The sequence below is a fragment of the Rhizomicrobium sp. genome (genome assembly GCA_037200985.1).
Taxonomy (GTDB): domain Bacteria; phylum Pseudomonadota; class Alphaproteobacteria; order Micropepsales; family Micropepsaceae; genus Rhizomicrobium.
This window is the reverse complement of record JBBCGJ010000001.1, coordinates 2,982,473-2,995,764: the sequence shown is the minus strand read 5'-3', so window position 1 is coordinate 2,995,764 and position 13,292 is coordinate 2,982,473. Positions and strand designations below refer to the sequence as shown.

Below are 13,292 nucleotides of genomic sequence, written 5' to 3'. Positions count from 1 at the left end.
CTTGTTTGATTTTCGGCGCATGGCGTTACCTGCTGGCGTTGAAGATACTCTGCGATGTGTTGCGTTGTGTAGAAAATTCGGACGCCGACGTTGACAAACCCCAGCTTGCCGCGAAGCCGTTCGTTGCGGACTGTGCAAGCTTTGACGTTTAGAAGCTCGGCTGCCTGCTGAGCGGTTAGCAACTCGGGCAGTCCAAGCTGGTTTGAGCGAAGATTGGGAGATTTCCCACTAGATATTGGATCTGTCGAACTTTTGGGCATGGCACAGCGATGACGCGTGGATGCCGCATCATCTGGCCGAAGAGGACGTAGTCAATGAATACCGCTCCGCGCTCGTATCTGAGCGGGGAAAGAGAAGGATTTGGCGGTGCCATCACTCTTTACCTCTAGGAAAGCCAGCCAATTCCAATTTGCTCTCTTACACTGAGCCATCATCAAGGCTTGTTACGGAATTCGAATTGACGGCCGATTCAAAAGGCACCTGACAAACACAAAATCCGGAATAGAGCCGACAAAAGATGTCGGCGCAGAGCGGTTTATCTGGACTTTCCACGGCATTAGCTCAGCTGTGAGACTTAGCACACTGCCGAGGATGCAGCAGGTAGCGGCCCATCATCAGATACGTTCGGAAGGCAGCAACAATGACCGAACATTCCAATTTGGACCTCGCCGCAATAACAGAGGCGCACAATCGGTTAACCGCTTCGACTATCTGTTCAATGTCATGCCATCAAAGCGTGACGGCTTCGCCTTCCTTTTTCGTTTTACTGCCTTCATTGCGAAAATCGCGGCGCAGGTGTGTCCACTTCGCAAAGCCGTTGGGGGGGCATGCCGATCGTCCTGAAACTGTGCCAATTGAGCGACCCTGCGCCAGCTGAGGGCAAGACGAAGGTAGGCGGCACGGTCGCACTTCGCACAGCACGCTGCTGCGCAGCTTTCCATGTCTGTCGCACGTGCTAGGGGATCAGGGGCCGACAACATTTCCGGTGATCCCAGCGTGTTTTGCCGATCCTGATTGCGGTGCCGCCGATGCGCCTGCTACGCAGGCCGGGGCTACTATTCATAAACAAGCGCCGAATCGTTAAGATCTATGTTTGGAAAAGTGTCCTTTTCCAAAGCGTAATCCTGGGTGTGTCGCCACTCGGGCTTAGTTCCGCTTTTCGGCATCAAATGCATGCTGCGCGTCAGATAGCCGGGGTTGAAATTTTCGGGGTCCATCCAAGGTCCGAGCGCCATATCTATGTCCTCCTGCCGAAGCGCCGGCGTGACGCGCTTCACGCCCCGGTCGTCCATATGGCGAAGGAGGCGCGCCATGAAATCGCCGATCAGATCGGCGCGCAAGGTCCAACTCGCGCGGAAATAGCCGAACACCCAGATTAGGTTCGGAACGCCGGTGAACATCATGCCGCGATAGGTCACGGTCTTCGAGAAATCGACCGGTTCGTTGTCGATTGAGAAGTCGATATCGCCCAGAACGCTCAGTTCGAAGCCTGTTGCGGTGATGACGATGTCGGCTGCAAGCGACTGCCCAGACTTCAGGAGGATGCCCCTCGGCGTGAAGCACTCGATTTCATCCGTGACCACGTCGGCCTTGCCTGCCTTGATCGCCTCGAAGAAGTCGCCGTTCGGCACGAAGCAAATGCGCTGCCGCCAAGGGGCATAGCTCGGCGTGAAGTGTTTTGCGACGTACTCCTCGCCGAGGATGTTGCGGATGACGCCGAGCAGCTCCTCGCGAACGACATCGGGCTTTGCGAGTGTCCGGCGAGTCATCTTGGCGCCGTTGCTGAGGATGCTGCGACGCACGATCTCATGCGTCCAGGCAGGATCGATGTCGAGTTCGCGAAGCGTTTCGGCAAGGTCATTTCTGTTTCGGCCCGGCGTGAAGTAGGTCGGCGAGCGCTGTAGCATGGTCACATGCTCCACTTTGCCGGCTATCGCCGGAATCAGCGTCGCCGCTGTCGCGCCGGAACCGATCACGACGACGCGCTTGCCTTCGTAGTCGAGATCCTCCGGCCAAGACTGCGGGTGAACGATCCGGCCTTCGAAGGTGGCCATATGCGGCCAGGTTGGTGTATAGCCCTCGGCATGACGATAGTAGCCCTGACACATCCAGAGAAATCCGGTCGTGAAGATTTGACGCGCGCCGCTCGAGACATCGACGGTTTCAACGGTCCAGAGATTATCCGCGTTCGACCACCGCGCTGACAGGACTTGGGTATTGTAGCGAATGTGCCGGTCGAGATCGAACTCGGTTATCACCTCGCCCATGTAGTTCAATATCTCAGATGCGGTCGCGATCGGTGTGCCCCGCCACGCCTTGAAGCGGTAGCCGAAGGTGTGCAGATCGCTATCCGACCGAACACCGGGATACCGATGCGTATGCCAGGTGCCGCCATAGCCTTCTTTAGTCTCAAGGACGACAAAGCTCTTCTCCGGCGCCTGCGTCTTCAAATGATAAGCCGATCCGATGCCTGCGATGCCGGCTCCGACGATAATGACGTCGAAATGGTGCACTTCAGCGGCGTCATCCGCTTGTCGCACTGGCATTTGATTCATGTCGCGTCTTTGCTTTTCGATCCGCGCTGCGATCCGACGCGTTCGAACAGCGTTTCACAAGGCGCGCAGCGCCAACTGCGGCAAATGGCTATTGCTTTGACGTCTTATCGCTTTCGGGGGCCGCCGGACGGCTGGACTGCCATTGCTGCAAACCGATGCCGGGCGTTTGCCGATCCCCGTGTCTACGCGGCTCTTTGACTAGTGCCACTATGATGGCAAGTGAAATTGCCTCACAGGCAATGGCAATGCCGAAAACTGCGTGATAGCCGAGTTGTGTCGCGATCAGGCCGCCTGCAAGCGGGCAAAAGGCGGCGATCACGCTCTCTGCCGTCGTGGAGAGCGCCATTCGCATAGCCATGTCGTCGCGATGCCCCAGCTCAAAAACGATGTTCTGGGCGCTCATCAGGTAGCCGGAATTGGCGGCGCCAAGGCCAAAGAACGCTAGTAGAATCAGCGACATGCTGTCGACCGACATCAGCAATGCTGTTGAACCTATCCACAGAACCAGTGCTGCTAGGAAGGTCGACCGAAAGCCCGAGTGGTCCGACAGATATCCCCACACGAGATTGGCGATGGTATCCGCGATCAGGTAGGCAAAAGACAGTGCTCCCACGGTGCTGCCGGACAACGCGACATGCTGACTTGCGTAGATGATGTAGAAAGGTGCGGCTACGCGATTGCCGCCCGCAAAGCTGCGGGCAATCATGAAGTGTCGGAAAGCCGGATTGTCGCGCAGCATTGCGGGAAACTGGCGCAGGCGGTCATGAACGCGTGATTTCTCCTTTAGGCTTGGTAGCACCGGTTCCCGGACGATTAGCGAGAACGCGGTGAGCCCAAGGCTCGTCAGCACAAATGCGGTAAGAAACGTCGTGCCATAGCCATTACCCAGCACGTTATCGCCGATAAGATATTTTCCAGCCAGATAGGACAACCCGGCTGCTACCAGTCCCCCGGTTACATTGCGCCAACCCTGCAGCCGCCCGCGCAAACGAATGGGAATCATTTTTGCCAAGAGGAACTGAAACGCCACACCTTGCGGACCCGAAAAAAGTCCAAGTAGGAAAAGCAGGATCGCGACCGTTATGAGCAGGCTGCGGCCGCCCAAAAACCATCCAGCCAGGGCGAGCCCCAGGATCGGAATGCGCATCATGGTCCCCAGCGCCATGGAAAGACGCAGGACATGGCTGCGGTGCTCGATGTGCACCGCCCCGATGATTGGCGAGATTGTCCCGCCGAGCTGCTGCAATGACAGCCCCAGTCCGACGATCGCATCGGACCCAGAAAGCATGTGCAGATAGGCGGGAACGAAAGTCGGGGCGTTGACTAGGCGGAAGCCGGTCATACCCAGCACACCATGCAGGAAGTGACCAAGGTAATTTCGCTTCAGATTGGCGCGGACAAAGCGCTCATACGCTTCTTCGCGCGCTGAACCCTCCAACCCATCATAGATGTCTTCCACGCCGCGCTTCCGTTTCGAGGGCGCGGCGCCATGCCACCGGCCGATGCCCCATCCAATGCCGGCGCCCAAACACCGGTGATATTGCCGAACACGCGATGAGAATGTCAACATAAACAGGATGATTGTCCCGTAACCTGCCCGTTCCTATCGCTTCTCGGAGTTCACATGCAGCCTGTCCTCACTCGCCTTCAAACCAGACGCCTTGACGTCGATCGGTTCGAAGCGCCGCCGATACCCGTCATGATCGGCACGCGACTATTCGGCGGCCAGGTTGTCGCGCAGTCGCTGGACGCAGCCTATTCCACGGTCGAGGATCGGGTCTGCCATTCGTTGCACGGCTATTTTGTGCGCGCGGGGGATCCTGCGCGTCCCTTGCGCTTCGAGGTCGAGCGCATTCGTGACGGCGGGAGTTTTGCCACGCGGCGCGTGACAGCCCGCCAGGAAGAAAAGGAAATTTTCGTTCTTCTCGCCTCTTTCCACGGGGTCGAGAGCGGTCCATCTCATCAGGAACCGATGCCCGATGCGCCGCCGCCGAGTGAGATCCTTCTGCTTCATGTCCCAAGAAGCCCAGCTTCGGGGCCCGCCGCGATCGTTGACATGCTGCAGGTCGATCCGCGGCCGGATCCGCGATCGGTCATGCCTCCGCGAAAGAGCGTTTGGATCCGCGCGGGCGATTGTATGGGTGCACAGTTGGACCGTCACCATGTCGCGCTTGCCTTCGCCTCGGACATGAACCTCCTCGAGACCGCCATGCGTCCCCATGGCCTGTTTTGGTCGACCGAGGGTCTGCTTGCAACCAGTTTGGACCACGCTGTTTGGTTTCATCGGCCGTTCGACTTCTCTCAGTGGCTTTTGTTCGTCCAGGACAGCCCGACGGCGCACGGTGGCAGATGCTTCGTCCGGGGGGCGGTCTATGCGGCGAACGGGGATCATGTCGCGACAGTGGCCCAAGAAGGGCTGCTGCGAATGCGCGAGGCCGCCGATCGGCGGTAAGCTCTTTCATACAACAAGCCGGTTGTCCGGTATGTATATTGAACGGCCATTGTGCTATCGTGGATGTAGTGGTTTGCTCGATGTATGAACAAGCCGGAGGATAAATCCGGCAGCGATACAGGGAGGATAAGATGGGCGCGCTGGACGGCAAGGTGGTGATTGTCACGGGCGGCGGCAATGGCATTGGGCGCGAGTGCGCGCTGATTGCGGCACGCGAGGGTGCGAAGGTTCTGGTCAATGATTTGGGCGGTGGCCTTGCGGGAGGAGACGAGGGCTCCATTGGGCCGGCCGCCTCGGTGTGCGAGGAGATCCGAAAGGCCGGCGGAGAGGCCGCGTTCAATACCGAAAGCGTAACCTCGCTTTCTGCGGTTCGCGACATGATGGAGCAGGCGCTCGATACCCTTGGCGGGCTGCACGCCGTGATCAATCCTGCGGGCATTTTGCGCGACGGCATGTTTCACAAGATGGGGGAGGAGGACTGGGACCGTGTGATCGATGTCCATCTCAGGGGTTCGTTCAACGTCTGCCGCGCCACAATTGAGCATTTCCGCGATCAGCAGGACGGCGCTTATGTGCTGTTCACTTCGACATCGGGGCTGATCGGCAATATCGGCCAGGCGAACTATGGCGCAGCCAAGATGGGCATCGCCGGATTTTCGCGCATTCTGGCGCTGGAGGGCGCGAGCCGAAACGTGCGCTGCAACTGCATTGCGCCGGTTGCCTGGACGCGCATGACACAGTCGGTCCCGGTGAAGGACGACGCTCAGGCGGCGCGGCGACAACAGATGGCACAGACCATCCGCGCCGACCAGCCCGCGCGTCTGGCGGTCGCTCTCGCAAGCGGCGCGGCGAAAGGTGTCTCCGGCCAGATATTTGGCGCAGCGGGCGAGAGGCTGATGCTTTACAGCCAGCCGCGCCCGATCGAGACGCTGACAAGCGACACGGGCTGGACGGTGAGCAGCATTCTGACCGAGGCGCTGCCGGCCATGAGCCAGAAGTTCGTCTCGATGTCGCGGGGATGACCTATCGGTTCGCGTGATCGTGCCGCGATGGAAGGAGGGCGTCAACGCGGCGCGATCACTTTCGCGTAGCGCTGAAGGTGCCCTTCGACTCCCCGGCATAATCTACCGTTCCCTCGATCGCGTTGCCTGGGGCGTTGACCTTTCCCATATAGCGAATGGCCCGGCCGAAGACCTCGAAATGGAAATCAACGTCGCTGCCCTTTACCGTTCCCGTGAGGGCGGAATCGCCAAGGACGCCGCTATAGGTCCCTGTGAGCGCGGCACCGTCCTGCTTGAAGACGAATGCCGGCGCGCCGCTCCGCCCGTTCCCGAGCACGACCTTGGCCGTCCAACGGCCCGTTATGTCGGCACCTAGGGCGGGCGAGGCCAGTAGGAGGATGGTAGCGGCGAGCGCGATCCAAGCTTTCATGGCCGGTTTGCTCGTTTGTGTCCGATTTGCGGGTCAGACCCGGGCCGGAATGACGACTGGCATGCTCTCGAACCCATGCACAAAGGAGGAAAAGCTGCGCACCGGTTCGCCTGCAAGCTCGATCTTGGGGAAGCGCTTCAGAATCTCTTCCCAGATGATCGTGAGCTGCATCTCGGCGACGCGATTGCCCACGCAGCGGTGAACGCCGAATCCGAAGGAAAGATGTTGCCGCGGCCGCTCGCGATCGACGATGTAGGCGTTCGGGTTCTCGACCATCGCCTCGTCGCGATTGCCCGAGATGTACCACATGACGACCCGCTCGCCCGCCTTGATCGTCTTTCCGCCGAGCTCGAAATCGCGGGTTGCGACTCGTGCCATGTGGGCAAGCGGCGTCTGAAACCGGATGGTTTCCGAGACCATCGACGGAATCAGGCCGGGATTGGCGCGCAGCTTGTCATATTCAGATGGGAACTTGTTAAGCGCATAGACGCTGCCCGAAATCGTGTTGCGGGTCGTGTCGTTGCCCCCGACGATCAGGAGTACCACCGTGCCGTGGTATTGCTCACGTGACATCGCCCGGGTCTCGGGATGATGGATCAGCATGGAGATCAGATCGATGCCCGGTTCGGCGTTCAACCGCTCGTCCCAGAGCGAATCGAACTTGCCGAAGCACTCCATCATGACCTGGGCCTTCTGCATCCAGCTCTCGACCGGGCCGTGACCGGGTTGGTTCATCATCATGTCGGACCAGTAGGGCAGCTTCCGCCTCTCTTCGAAAGGAAAGTCGAAGAGCGTCGCCAGCGTCATCGCCGTCAGCTCCTTCGAGACGAGGTCGACCCAGTCGAATGGCTGGCCGATGGGAAGCGTATCAAGGATCTGGCCCGCGCGTTCGCGAACTGTGGCCGACATCTTCGCGATGTTCGGCGGCGCGACGGTCGGGCTCACGGCCTTCCGGTGCACACTGTGTTCGGGCTCGTCCATGGTGATGAAGCCCGCCCCGGCGCGGCGGCGGGGCTCCACGCCCAATGCCTTGAGCGCGGCTTCCTGCGCCTCCATGGCCTTTTTGTTAACGAGAGTAATGCCCCCCGCCGAGGAGAAAGCCTCGTGGTTGGTGTCGACCGTCATGATGTCGTCCCAGCGTGTGATCGACCAATAGGGTCCGTATTCGCTGTCGGGCGTGAAGTGCACCGGATCCTCGCGCCGCACCCGCTCGAACATCGGCCAAATCGTATCGTCCTGAAAACGGTCCGTCTTGCCGGGATTGATCTCGGCAAGCGGGATATTCTGCACGTCGCTTTCCTTCGCGTAGGTGTCGGCTTTGACGGCGATGTTCATGGTGGATTTCCCTGGGTTGGCGGACCGGGCGTTCTCTCGAAGAGAACCCATCACTGCTGACCTGCACGCGTCCGGTGAGTTTGGCCTCGATTGTTTCCTTGCCTTGCCCATCGCAGCGTCGGGAAGCCGTCCAAGCCGGCACCCACTACTGAGACAGGCAAGACGGAGAAGCTGGACGTTCGAACATCGTTCCACAAGCGGCGACGGAAACGGCCGAATCACCCCACGGTTGCGGGAACTTCAGTCTGCAGTCCCAGCTATCGCCGGCATGCCCGGCCAGGCAAGCGAATCATTTCCACAATTGAACGTGGGCCGGCAGCGTCGTCATAACGTAGGTCCGGATCGCAAGTGCTGGCATGCATAGATTGCGCGCCTCCCGTCCAAATCGGTTTGGCGAATCTTGTGATGCGACGTGCACGGATCAAGGTCGGCATGGCCCCGCCACGTGCCCGACTAGTGCTGTGGTTAGGAGGCCCACTGAGCGCGCAAAATCCACTACCATCCCTAGGCGCGACGGCACATGTAACTTACACTCCGGGCAGAAGTCGGATTTGGGGTGCAATCAATGAAGCTTGCCGCTGGCGAACGCAGCGACCGGCCGTCGAAACGTCTGGGTTTGTTGCGGATATCGCGTCCGCAAAAGGGATCCCGAAGGCGTTTCAGCCAGGCCGAGCGTAGTGCGACCACGCGGACCAAGGTCATCGAAGGTGCGATCCGCTGCCTCAACAAATATGGTTATGCTGCGACGACAGTTGCCATGGTCTCGAAGGAATCGGGCGTCAGCCGGGGCGGCATGCTCCATCAGTTCCCGACCAAAGTGGATATCATGCTGGCGGTCGTCGCGTTCGCGAGCGGCGCCGGCGAACAATCGCAGCCCGACGTAGTGGAAACGATTGCCGACCCGCGCCGTGTCCTCATGCGGCTGACGGACGATGTGTGGCGGGCTATTACGCTGCCAGCCTCCATGGCGAAACTGGAAATCGTCATCGCGGCGCGTAGCGACAGGACCTTGGCTGCCAAACTTCCCGAACTGTACGTGAGGATCGAGCAGAGGCGGCGCGCCTATGTCTGGGCTATCGCAAAGGCTGCCGGCATCCGGGACAAGAAGAAGATCGATGCCATGGTCACTTTGCATGTTGCGGCCATGAGGGGGCTTGCAATCGAGCAAATGATCACGCGGGACGACGCGACCGTGCAGCAAGCCATTAGCCTGCTGAAACGCTACAAAGAAGGTCTGATCAGCGACCTTCTTGCGTAGGGTATGATCCAGATCGACGCAGATCCTCTCCATCACGGAATCCGACGGTCACGGACACGGAATTGAGTCCAACGTGATCGGCACGACTCCATTGTTGGCGAACTTCCGGGACGGACATCCGGTCTGTAAATCGTTGACGCCTGCACCAGACTTGCTATCGTCTCATCCAAACAGCCTTAAGGCGGAAGCACAGGGATGGTGAACGGCGGAAGCGGTTGGGCAGGCGTCCTTTCAAAAACGCCTGCGGCGGCTTTCCTACGCTCGCAAGACGGGTCGATTGCATCATCGGAATTCAGAGCCACCCGGTTGGGCGCGCTCCCGATCTTGTCGTCAGCGCCGGGAGGCAGGAATGGCAAGGATTGAAGGCGGCACGGACAAGCAAGAAGAACGATTGCCTGCTCACATCATCGCCTCGTTCGGAAGCGTGGGCTTGCCACTGGCGGCTTTCCTCATCGTATTCGGCGTCTATCTGCCAAGATATTTCGTCGCGCTTGGACTGCCCTTCGCGACGGTCGGAGGCGCGATCGCAATGGTGCGCTTGTTGGATATCGGCGTCGATCCGATAATCGGCTATTTCATGGATCAAACCCGTACGAGCATGGGGCGGTATCGGCCATGGCTGCTCGCCGCGACGCCGGTTCTGATGATCGGAATATTCATGCTGACGATGCCGCAGGCGTCGATCAGCATGAGCTATCTGATGCTCTGGCTGCTGGTGAGCTATGCGGGGTTCTCGGTGCTCATGCTGGGTTCGGCTGCCTGGGGTGCTGTGCTCGCACTGTCGTATCACGAGAGATCGAGGCTTTACGGATTGACCCAGAGTATGGCCGTGCTGGGAACGGTCCTCCTTCTGCTTCTTCCGGCATTTACGCATGGCGTCGTCGTGCCGGGAAAAGTGGCCAGCATGCCGGTTATCGGCTGGATCATGATCGTTTCGATCCCGGTGGTCGTTGCGCTCTGCTTGGCCGTGGTGCCTGAGCGTATAGCCCCCGCGAAGGAGAGGCCCCGTTTTCGGCTGGCCGATTATCGCGCGGCCGTTTTTCGTCCCTCTATGGCGCGCATTGCGATCTCCAACATCCTGATTAGCCTTGGCGCGGCCGCGACGGGCCCGATCTACATCTACTTTTTCAAGGACGTTAAGGGCTTTACTATTGCGGACACGAGCTTCCTGCTCATTTTTTACGTCGGTGCAGGATTCTTCGGCGCTCCATTCTGGGGACGCCTCGCGCGGCGCTTCGGCAAGCACCAGGCGCTTCAGGCCGCATGTGTCGCATACGCCATCTCGCAGGCGATCCTCATGATCCTGCCCCGGGTTTGGCCGGGCCACACGCTGGCGGCAGCCCTGCCCACCGCGGCAGCAATGTTCGCCGTGGGCTTCGCCTCCAGCTCCTTTCTGCTCCTGATGCGCGCGATGGTGGCCGACGTAGTCGATGAGGTTCGCCTTGCGACGGGACAGGATCTCACGAGCCAGCTCTACGCCGTCGTCACCACGATCGAGAAGACCGGGGCGGCCATCGCTGTTGCGATCATTTTCCCGATTCTGCAGCTGGCAGGCTATGACGGACGCGAAAATGCCGTGAACACGCCGCACGCCATTTTTGCTCTGCAGATGTGCTATCTGTTTGCGCCCATCGTTCTGGTCCTTGTCGGCGCGACGGTATTCTTCGGATACAGGCTCGACTCCAAGCGGCATGACGAGATCCGGCTGGCGCTCGAGGAGCGTGACACCGCAGCCGCTCTCGAGGCGATTTCAGGACCGCTTCCGGAGGCGGCTCAAGTCTAGCACGTCAGGAGTGGCTGCCAAGGTGAATAGTGACATGATCAACAAGACCGGATGGACGGTTTGGAGCATGTCGCGCCTCGAAGCCGGCGTTAGTCAGCGCCACAAGGTTCAGCCGTTGCGCGGAAACCAAGAACATCATGACAGGGGAGAGAAGTCATGCGTGAAGCCGTGATCGTTTCATATGCTCGTAGCGGGCTCGCCAAATCGGGCCGCGGAGGTTTCAATATCACACCTACCATGACGACAGGCGCGCATGCCGTGCGTCATGCCGTAGACCGGGCCGGCGTGGAAAAGGGTGAGATCGAGGATTGCTTCATGGGCAATGTGGCCTCTGCCAGTGGCGCTCTCGGCCGAGCGGTAGCGCTGCTTGCTGGGCTGCCGGTGAGCACGGGTGGCGTTACCGTCAATCGGTTCTGCTCGTCCGGGCTCCAGGCGATCGCGATGGCTGCGCAGTACATCGTGGAAGGCGGCGCCAATTGCGTGGTCGCCGGCGGCACCGAGTCGCTCAGCTTCCGACCTGCCGCGCCGCCGTCGGGCGACAGGAAATCGAGCGAGCCGCGAAACGAGGACGCAAAGCTGACGCAAATGTATCCCGCCTTTCATATGCCGATGATCGACACGGCTGATGTGGTTGCCGAGCGATACAAGATCAGCCGCGAATACCAAGATCGGTATTCTTATGAATCCCAGATGCGAATGGCCGCCGCACAAAAGGCAGAAAAGTTCAAGGATGAGATCGTTCCGCTCAAGACCAAAATGCGGAAGGTCAATAAGGAGAGCGGCGAAGAGATTGTCGTCGACTACACAGTGGACCGTGATGAATGCAACCGTTCCGACACGACGTTCGATGGCCTTGCCAAGCTGGAGCCTGTGCGCGGCGCCGGAAAATTCATCACTGCCGGAAATGCCAGCCAACTCTCCGACGGCGCCGCAGCCGTCGTCCTTATGGAGGCCAAGGAAGCCGAGCGACGTGGATTTCAGCCGCTGGGCGCATTCCGCGGCTTCGTGGTTGCTGGCTGCGAGCCGGACGAGATGGGAATCGGCCCGGTCTTTGCGGTGCCGCGGCTCTTGGAACGGCACGGCCTGAAAGTCGGCGATATCGACTTATGGGAGCTGAACGAAGCCTTTGCGTCGCAATGCCTCTATTGCCGGGACAGGCTGGGCATCGACCCTGAGAAGTACAACGTCAACGGCGGCTCCATCGCAATCGGCCATCCCTTCGGTATGACGGGCGCCCGGCTGACCGGCCATATCCTTCAGGAAGCGCGCCGCCGCGGCAACGCAAGATATGGAGTGGTCACGATGTGCATCGGCTCAGGCCAGGGCGCGGCGGGACTGTTCGAAGCCTATAACTGAAGCAGGCAAAAGACGCTCGGAACCGCGCGATGGCGCCATATAGGCCGGCGTCATGTCTCGGCGGCAAGCTGTAGAGCTTGACCGATTTGGTCTTGTCGGATGATCCTAAGTTCGGTCGGGTGCGAAGAGTTCCCGCGACTGCAACCAATACGGATCATGACAAGTCAAAACCCATCCGCGCAACAAGGGAGAAGGAGCACAAGGCGTTCAAGCGCAATCACGCGCCGCGAACTCTATAAGCTTGTATGGTCCAAACCGCTTAGCAATGTCGCCGCCGACTTCGGAATTAGTCGCAACGGAGTCGCAAAGATCTGCGATCGGCTCCTCATACCGTATCCAGGGCGGGGATATTGGGCACAGCGAGCATTGGCACGCAAGGAGAAGCGGCCGCCTATGCCGCTGGCGCCCTCCGGCGTGGAGGAGATCATCACCATCGCGCCGGGCCAGGCACATTCGCGCCGCCGCAGTGCCCCGCTGTCGCGTGAAGTACGACGGAACCAGTTGATCGACGTCGCGGGACAGATCATTGCCCGTGAGGGCTTGCATGCGGCCTCCATGAAGCGCTTGGCGCGTGAGGTGGGGATCAGCGAGGCCCAAGCACACAATTATTTTAGCCGCCGAGACGACTTGTTACTCGCGGTTGCCAAGCGGGAGTTCGCCGCGATGGACGCTGCCCAGCAATCCGTGCTGGAGCGTGCTCATGATCGACTCACGCGCGTGACGTTGTCTACGGTCGCCTATTTGCGGCAGGTTTCGAACCGCGGTGTTTTGATGCAGATCCTTTTGAACGATCCCGGTGTCCGTGCTGGCCTCCGAAGCGATCGCGAGGCACGGTCCTCCAGCGAAAGCGAGAGGTTGTCAGGGATCATGGAAGAGCGATACGGCGTGCCACGGGACGTCGCGCATGGCACTACGAGGATTCTCTTTGCTGTATCGCGACGAGCCGGCAGGTTGCTCGCTGAGGGGAAAATCCCACTCGATTTGGCCGAGTGGCTCAGCGTTGCCATCATCACTGCCGGCAACCGTAGCGTTGCCGGCCGGTTGCGGGCCCAATCCTAAACGCCTTGCTCGGAGGAATCGGCCCCCGCGCCAATGGGTGGGCGCGGAGGCCGTGGTGAGCCG

General features: G+C 59.9%; 11 protein-coding genes. 7 read left to right on the top strand and 4 right to left on the bottom strand.

Features of this window, described 5'->3' with window-relative positions:
* Positions 1 to 1,055: 1,055 nt before the first annotated feature.
* Entirely contained in the window at positions 1,056 to 2,555 is a 1,500-nt protein-coding gene (locus tag WDN01_14560; GenBank protein ID MEJ0027248.1) for an NAD(P)/FAD-dependent oxidoreductase, read from the bottom strand.
* Positions 2,556 to 2,643: 88 nt separating this feature from the next.
* The gene (locus WDN01_14555) at positions 2,644 to 4,014 is read right to left on the bottom strand and encodes an MFS transporter (protein ID MEJ0027247.1); all 1,371 of its coding nucleotides are present in this window, start codon (positions 4,012 to 4,014) and stop codon (positions 2,644 to 2,646) included.
* A gap of 165 nt (positions 4,015 to 4,179) precedes the next feature.
* Between WDN01_14555 and WDN01_14550 the strand changes: the two genes are divergently transcribed.
* Positions 4,180 to 5,007, top strand: coding sequence for an acyl-CoA thioesterase II (locus WDN01_14550; GenBank protein ID MEJ0027246.1), 828 nt, complete (start codon positions 4,180 to 4,182; stop codon positions 5,005 to 5,007).
* 131 nt (positions 5,008 to 5,138) lie between these two features.
* Positions 5,139 to 6,029 (top strand): SDR family NAD(P)-dependent oxidoreductase, encoded by an 891-nt coding sequence (locus WDN01_14545; protein MEJ0027245.1) that lies wholly within the window; start codon positions 5,139 to 5,141, stop codon positions 6,027 to 6,029.
* 55 nt (positions 6,030 to 6,084) lie between these two features.
* Here WDN01_14545 and WDN01_14540 read toward each other — a convergent pair whose 3' ends face one another.
* Entirely contained in the window at positions 6,085 to 6,438 is a 354-nt protein-coding gene (locus WDN01_14540) for a hypothetical protein (protein ID MEJ0027244.1), read from the bottom strand.
* Between the two features lie 33 nt (positions 6,439 to 6,471).
* On the bottom strand, positions 6,472 to 7,773 hold the full coding sequence (locus tag WDN01_14535) for a cytochrome P450 (GenBank protein ID MEJ0027243.1): 1,302 nt from the start codon (positions 7,771 to 7,773) through the stop codon (positions 6,472 to 6,474).
* Positions 7,774 to 8,338: 565 nt separating this feature from the next.
* Here WDN01_14535 and WDN01_14530 point away from each other — a divergent pair.
* The 5 genes from WDN01_14530 to WDN01_14510 all read left to right on the top strand — a co-directional run bounded on the left by WDN01_14530 (position 8,339) and on the right by WDN01_14510 (position 13,229).
* Positions 8,339 to 9,031: a helix-turn-helix domain-containing protein gene (locus WDN01_14530; GenBank protein MEJ0027242.1), complete on the top strand. Its 693-nt coding sequence runs from the start codon at positions 8,339 to 8,341 to the stop codon at positions 9,029 to 9,031.
* Between the two features lie 349 nt (positions 9,032 to 9,380).
* Entirely contained in the window at positions 9,381 to 10,814 is a 1,434-nt protein-coding gene (locus WDN01_14525) for an MFS transporter (GenBank protein MEJ0027241.1), read from the top strand.
* A gap of 34 nt (positions 10,815 to 10,848) precedes the next feature.
* Positions 10,849 to 10,986 (top strand): hypothetical protein, encoded by a 138-nt coding sequence (locus WDN01_14520; GenBank protein ID MEJ0027240.1) that lies wholly within the window; start codon positions 10,849 to 10,851, stop codon positions 10,984 to 10,986.
* Positions 10,971 to 12,170, top strand: coding sequence for an acetyl-CoA C-acyltransferase (locus tag WDN01_14515; protein MEJ0027239.1), 1,200 nt, complete (start codon positions 10,971 to 10,973; stop codon positions 12,168 to 12,170). Before WDN01_14520 ends, WDN01_14515 begins: the two co-directional genes overlap by 16 nt.
* Positions 12,171 to 12,563: 393 nt before the next feature.
* Positions 12,564 to 13,229 carry a TetR/AcrR family transcriptional regulator gene (locus tag WDN01_14510; protein ID MEJ0027238.1) on the top strand — a complete coding sequence of 222 codons (666 nt, stop codon included), beginning with the start codon at positions 12,564 to 12,566 and terminating at the stop codon, positions 13,227 to 13,229.
* The last annotated feature ends 63 nt before the right edge of the window (positions 13,230 to 13,292 follow it).

What these genes read in the sequence shown, in the direction of transcription:
- WDN01_14530 (MEJ0027242.1), top strand. Translation starts at nt 8,339, where the DNA reads ATGAAGCTTGCCGCTGGCGAACGCAGCGACCGGCCGTCGAAACGTCTG.
- WDN01_14525 (MEJ0027241.1), top strand. Translation starts at nt 9,381, where the DNA reads ATGGCAAGGATTGAAGGCGGCACGGACAAGCAAGAAGAACGATTGCCT.
- WDN01_14515 (MEJ0027239.1), top strand. Translation starts at nt 10,971, where the DNA reads ATGCGTGAAGCCGTGATCGTTTCATATGCTCGTAGCGGGCTCGCCAAA.
- WDN01_14510 (MEJ0027238.1), top strand. Translation starts at nt 12,564, where the DNA reads ATGCCGCTGGCGCCCTCCGGCGTGGAGGAGATCATCACCATCGCGCCG.
- WDN01_14520 (MEJ0027240.1), top strand. Translation starts at nt 10,849, where the DNA reads ATGATCAACAAGACCGGATGGACGGTTTGGAGCATGTCGCGCCTCGAA.
- WDN01_14560 (MEJ0027248.1), bottom strand. Translation starts at nt 2,555, where the DNA reads ATGAATCAAATGCCAGTGCGACAAGCGGATGACGCCGCTGAAGTGCAC.
- WDN01_14550 (MEJ0027246.1), top strand. Translation starts at nt 4,180, where the DNA reads ATGCAGCCTGTCCTCACTCGCCTTCAAACCAGACGCCTTGACGTCGAT.
- WDN01_14540 (MEJ0027244.1), bottom strand. Translation starts at nt 6,438, where the DNA reads ATGAAAGCTTGGATCGCGCTCGCCGCTACCATCCTCCTACTGGCCTCG.
- WDN01_14535 (MEJ0027243.1), bottom strand. Translation starts at nt 7,773, where the DNA reads ATGAACATCGCCGTCAAAGCCGACACCTACGCGAAGGAAAGCGACGTG.
- WDN01_14545 (MEJ0027245.1), top strand. Translation starts at nt 5,139, where the DNA reads ATGGGCGCGCTGGACGGCAAGGTGGTGATTGTCACGGGCGGCGGCAAT.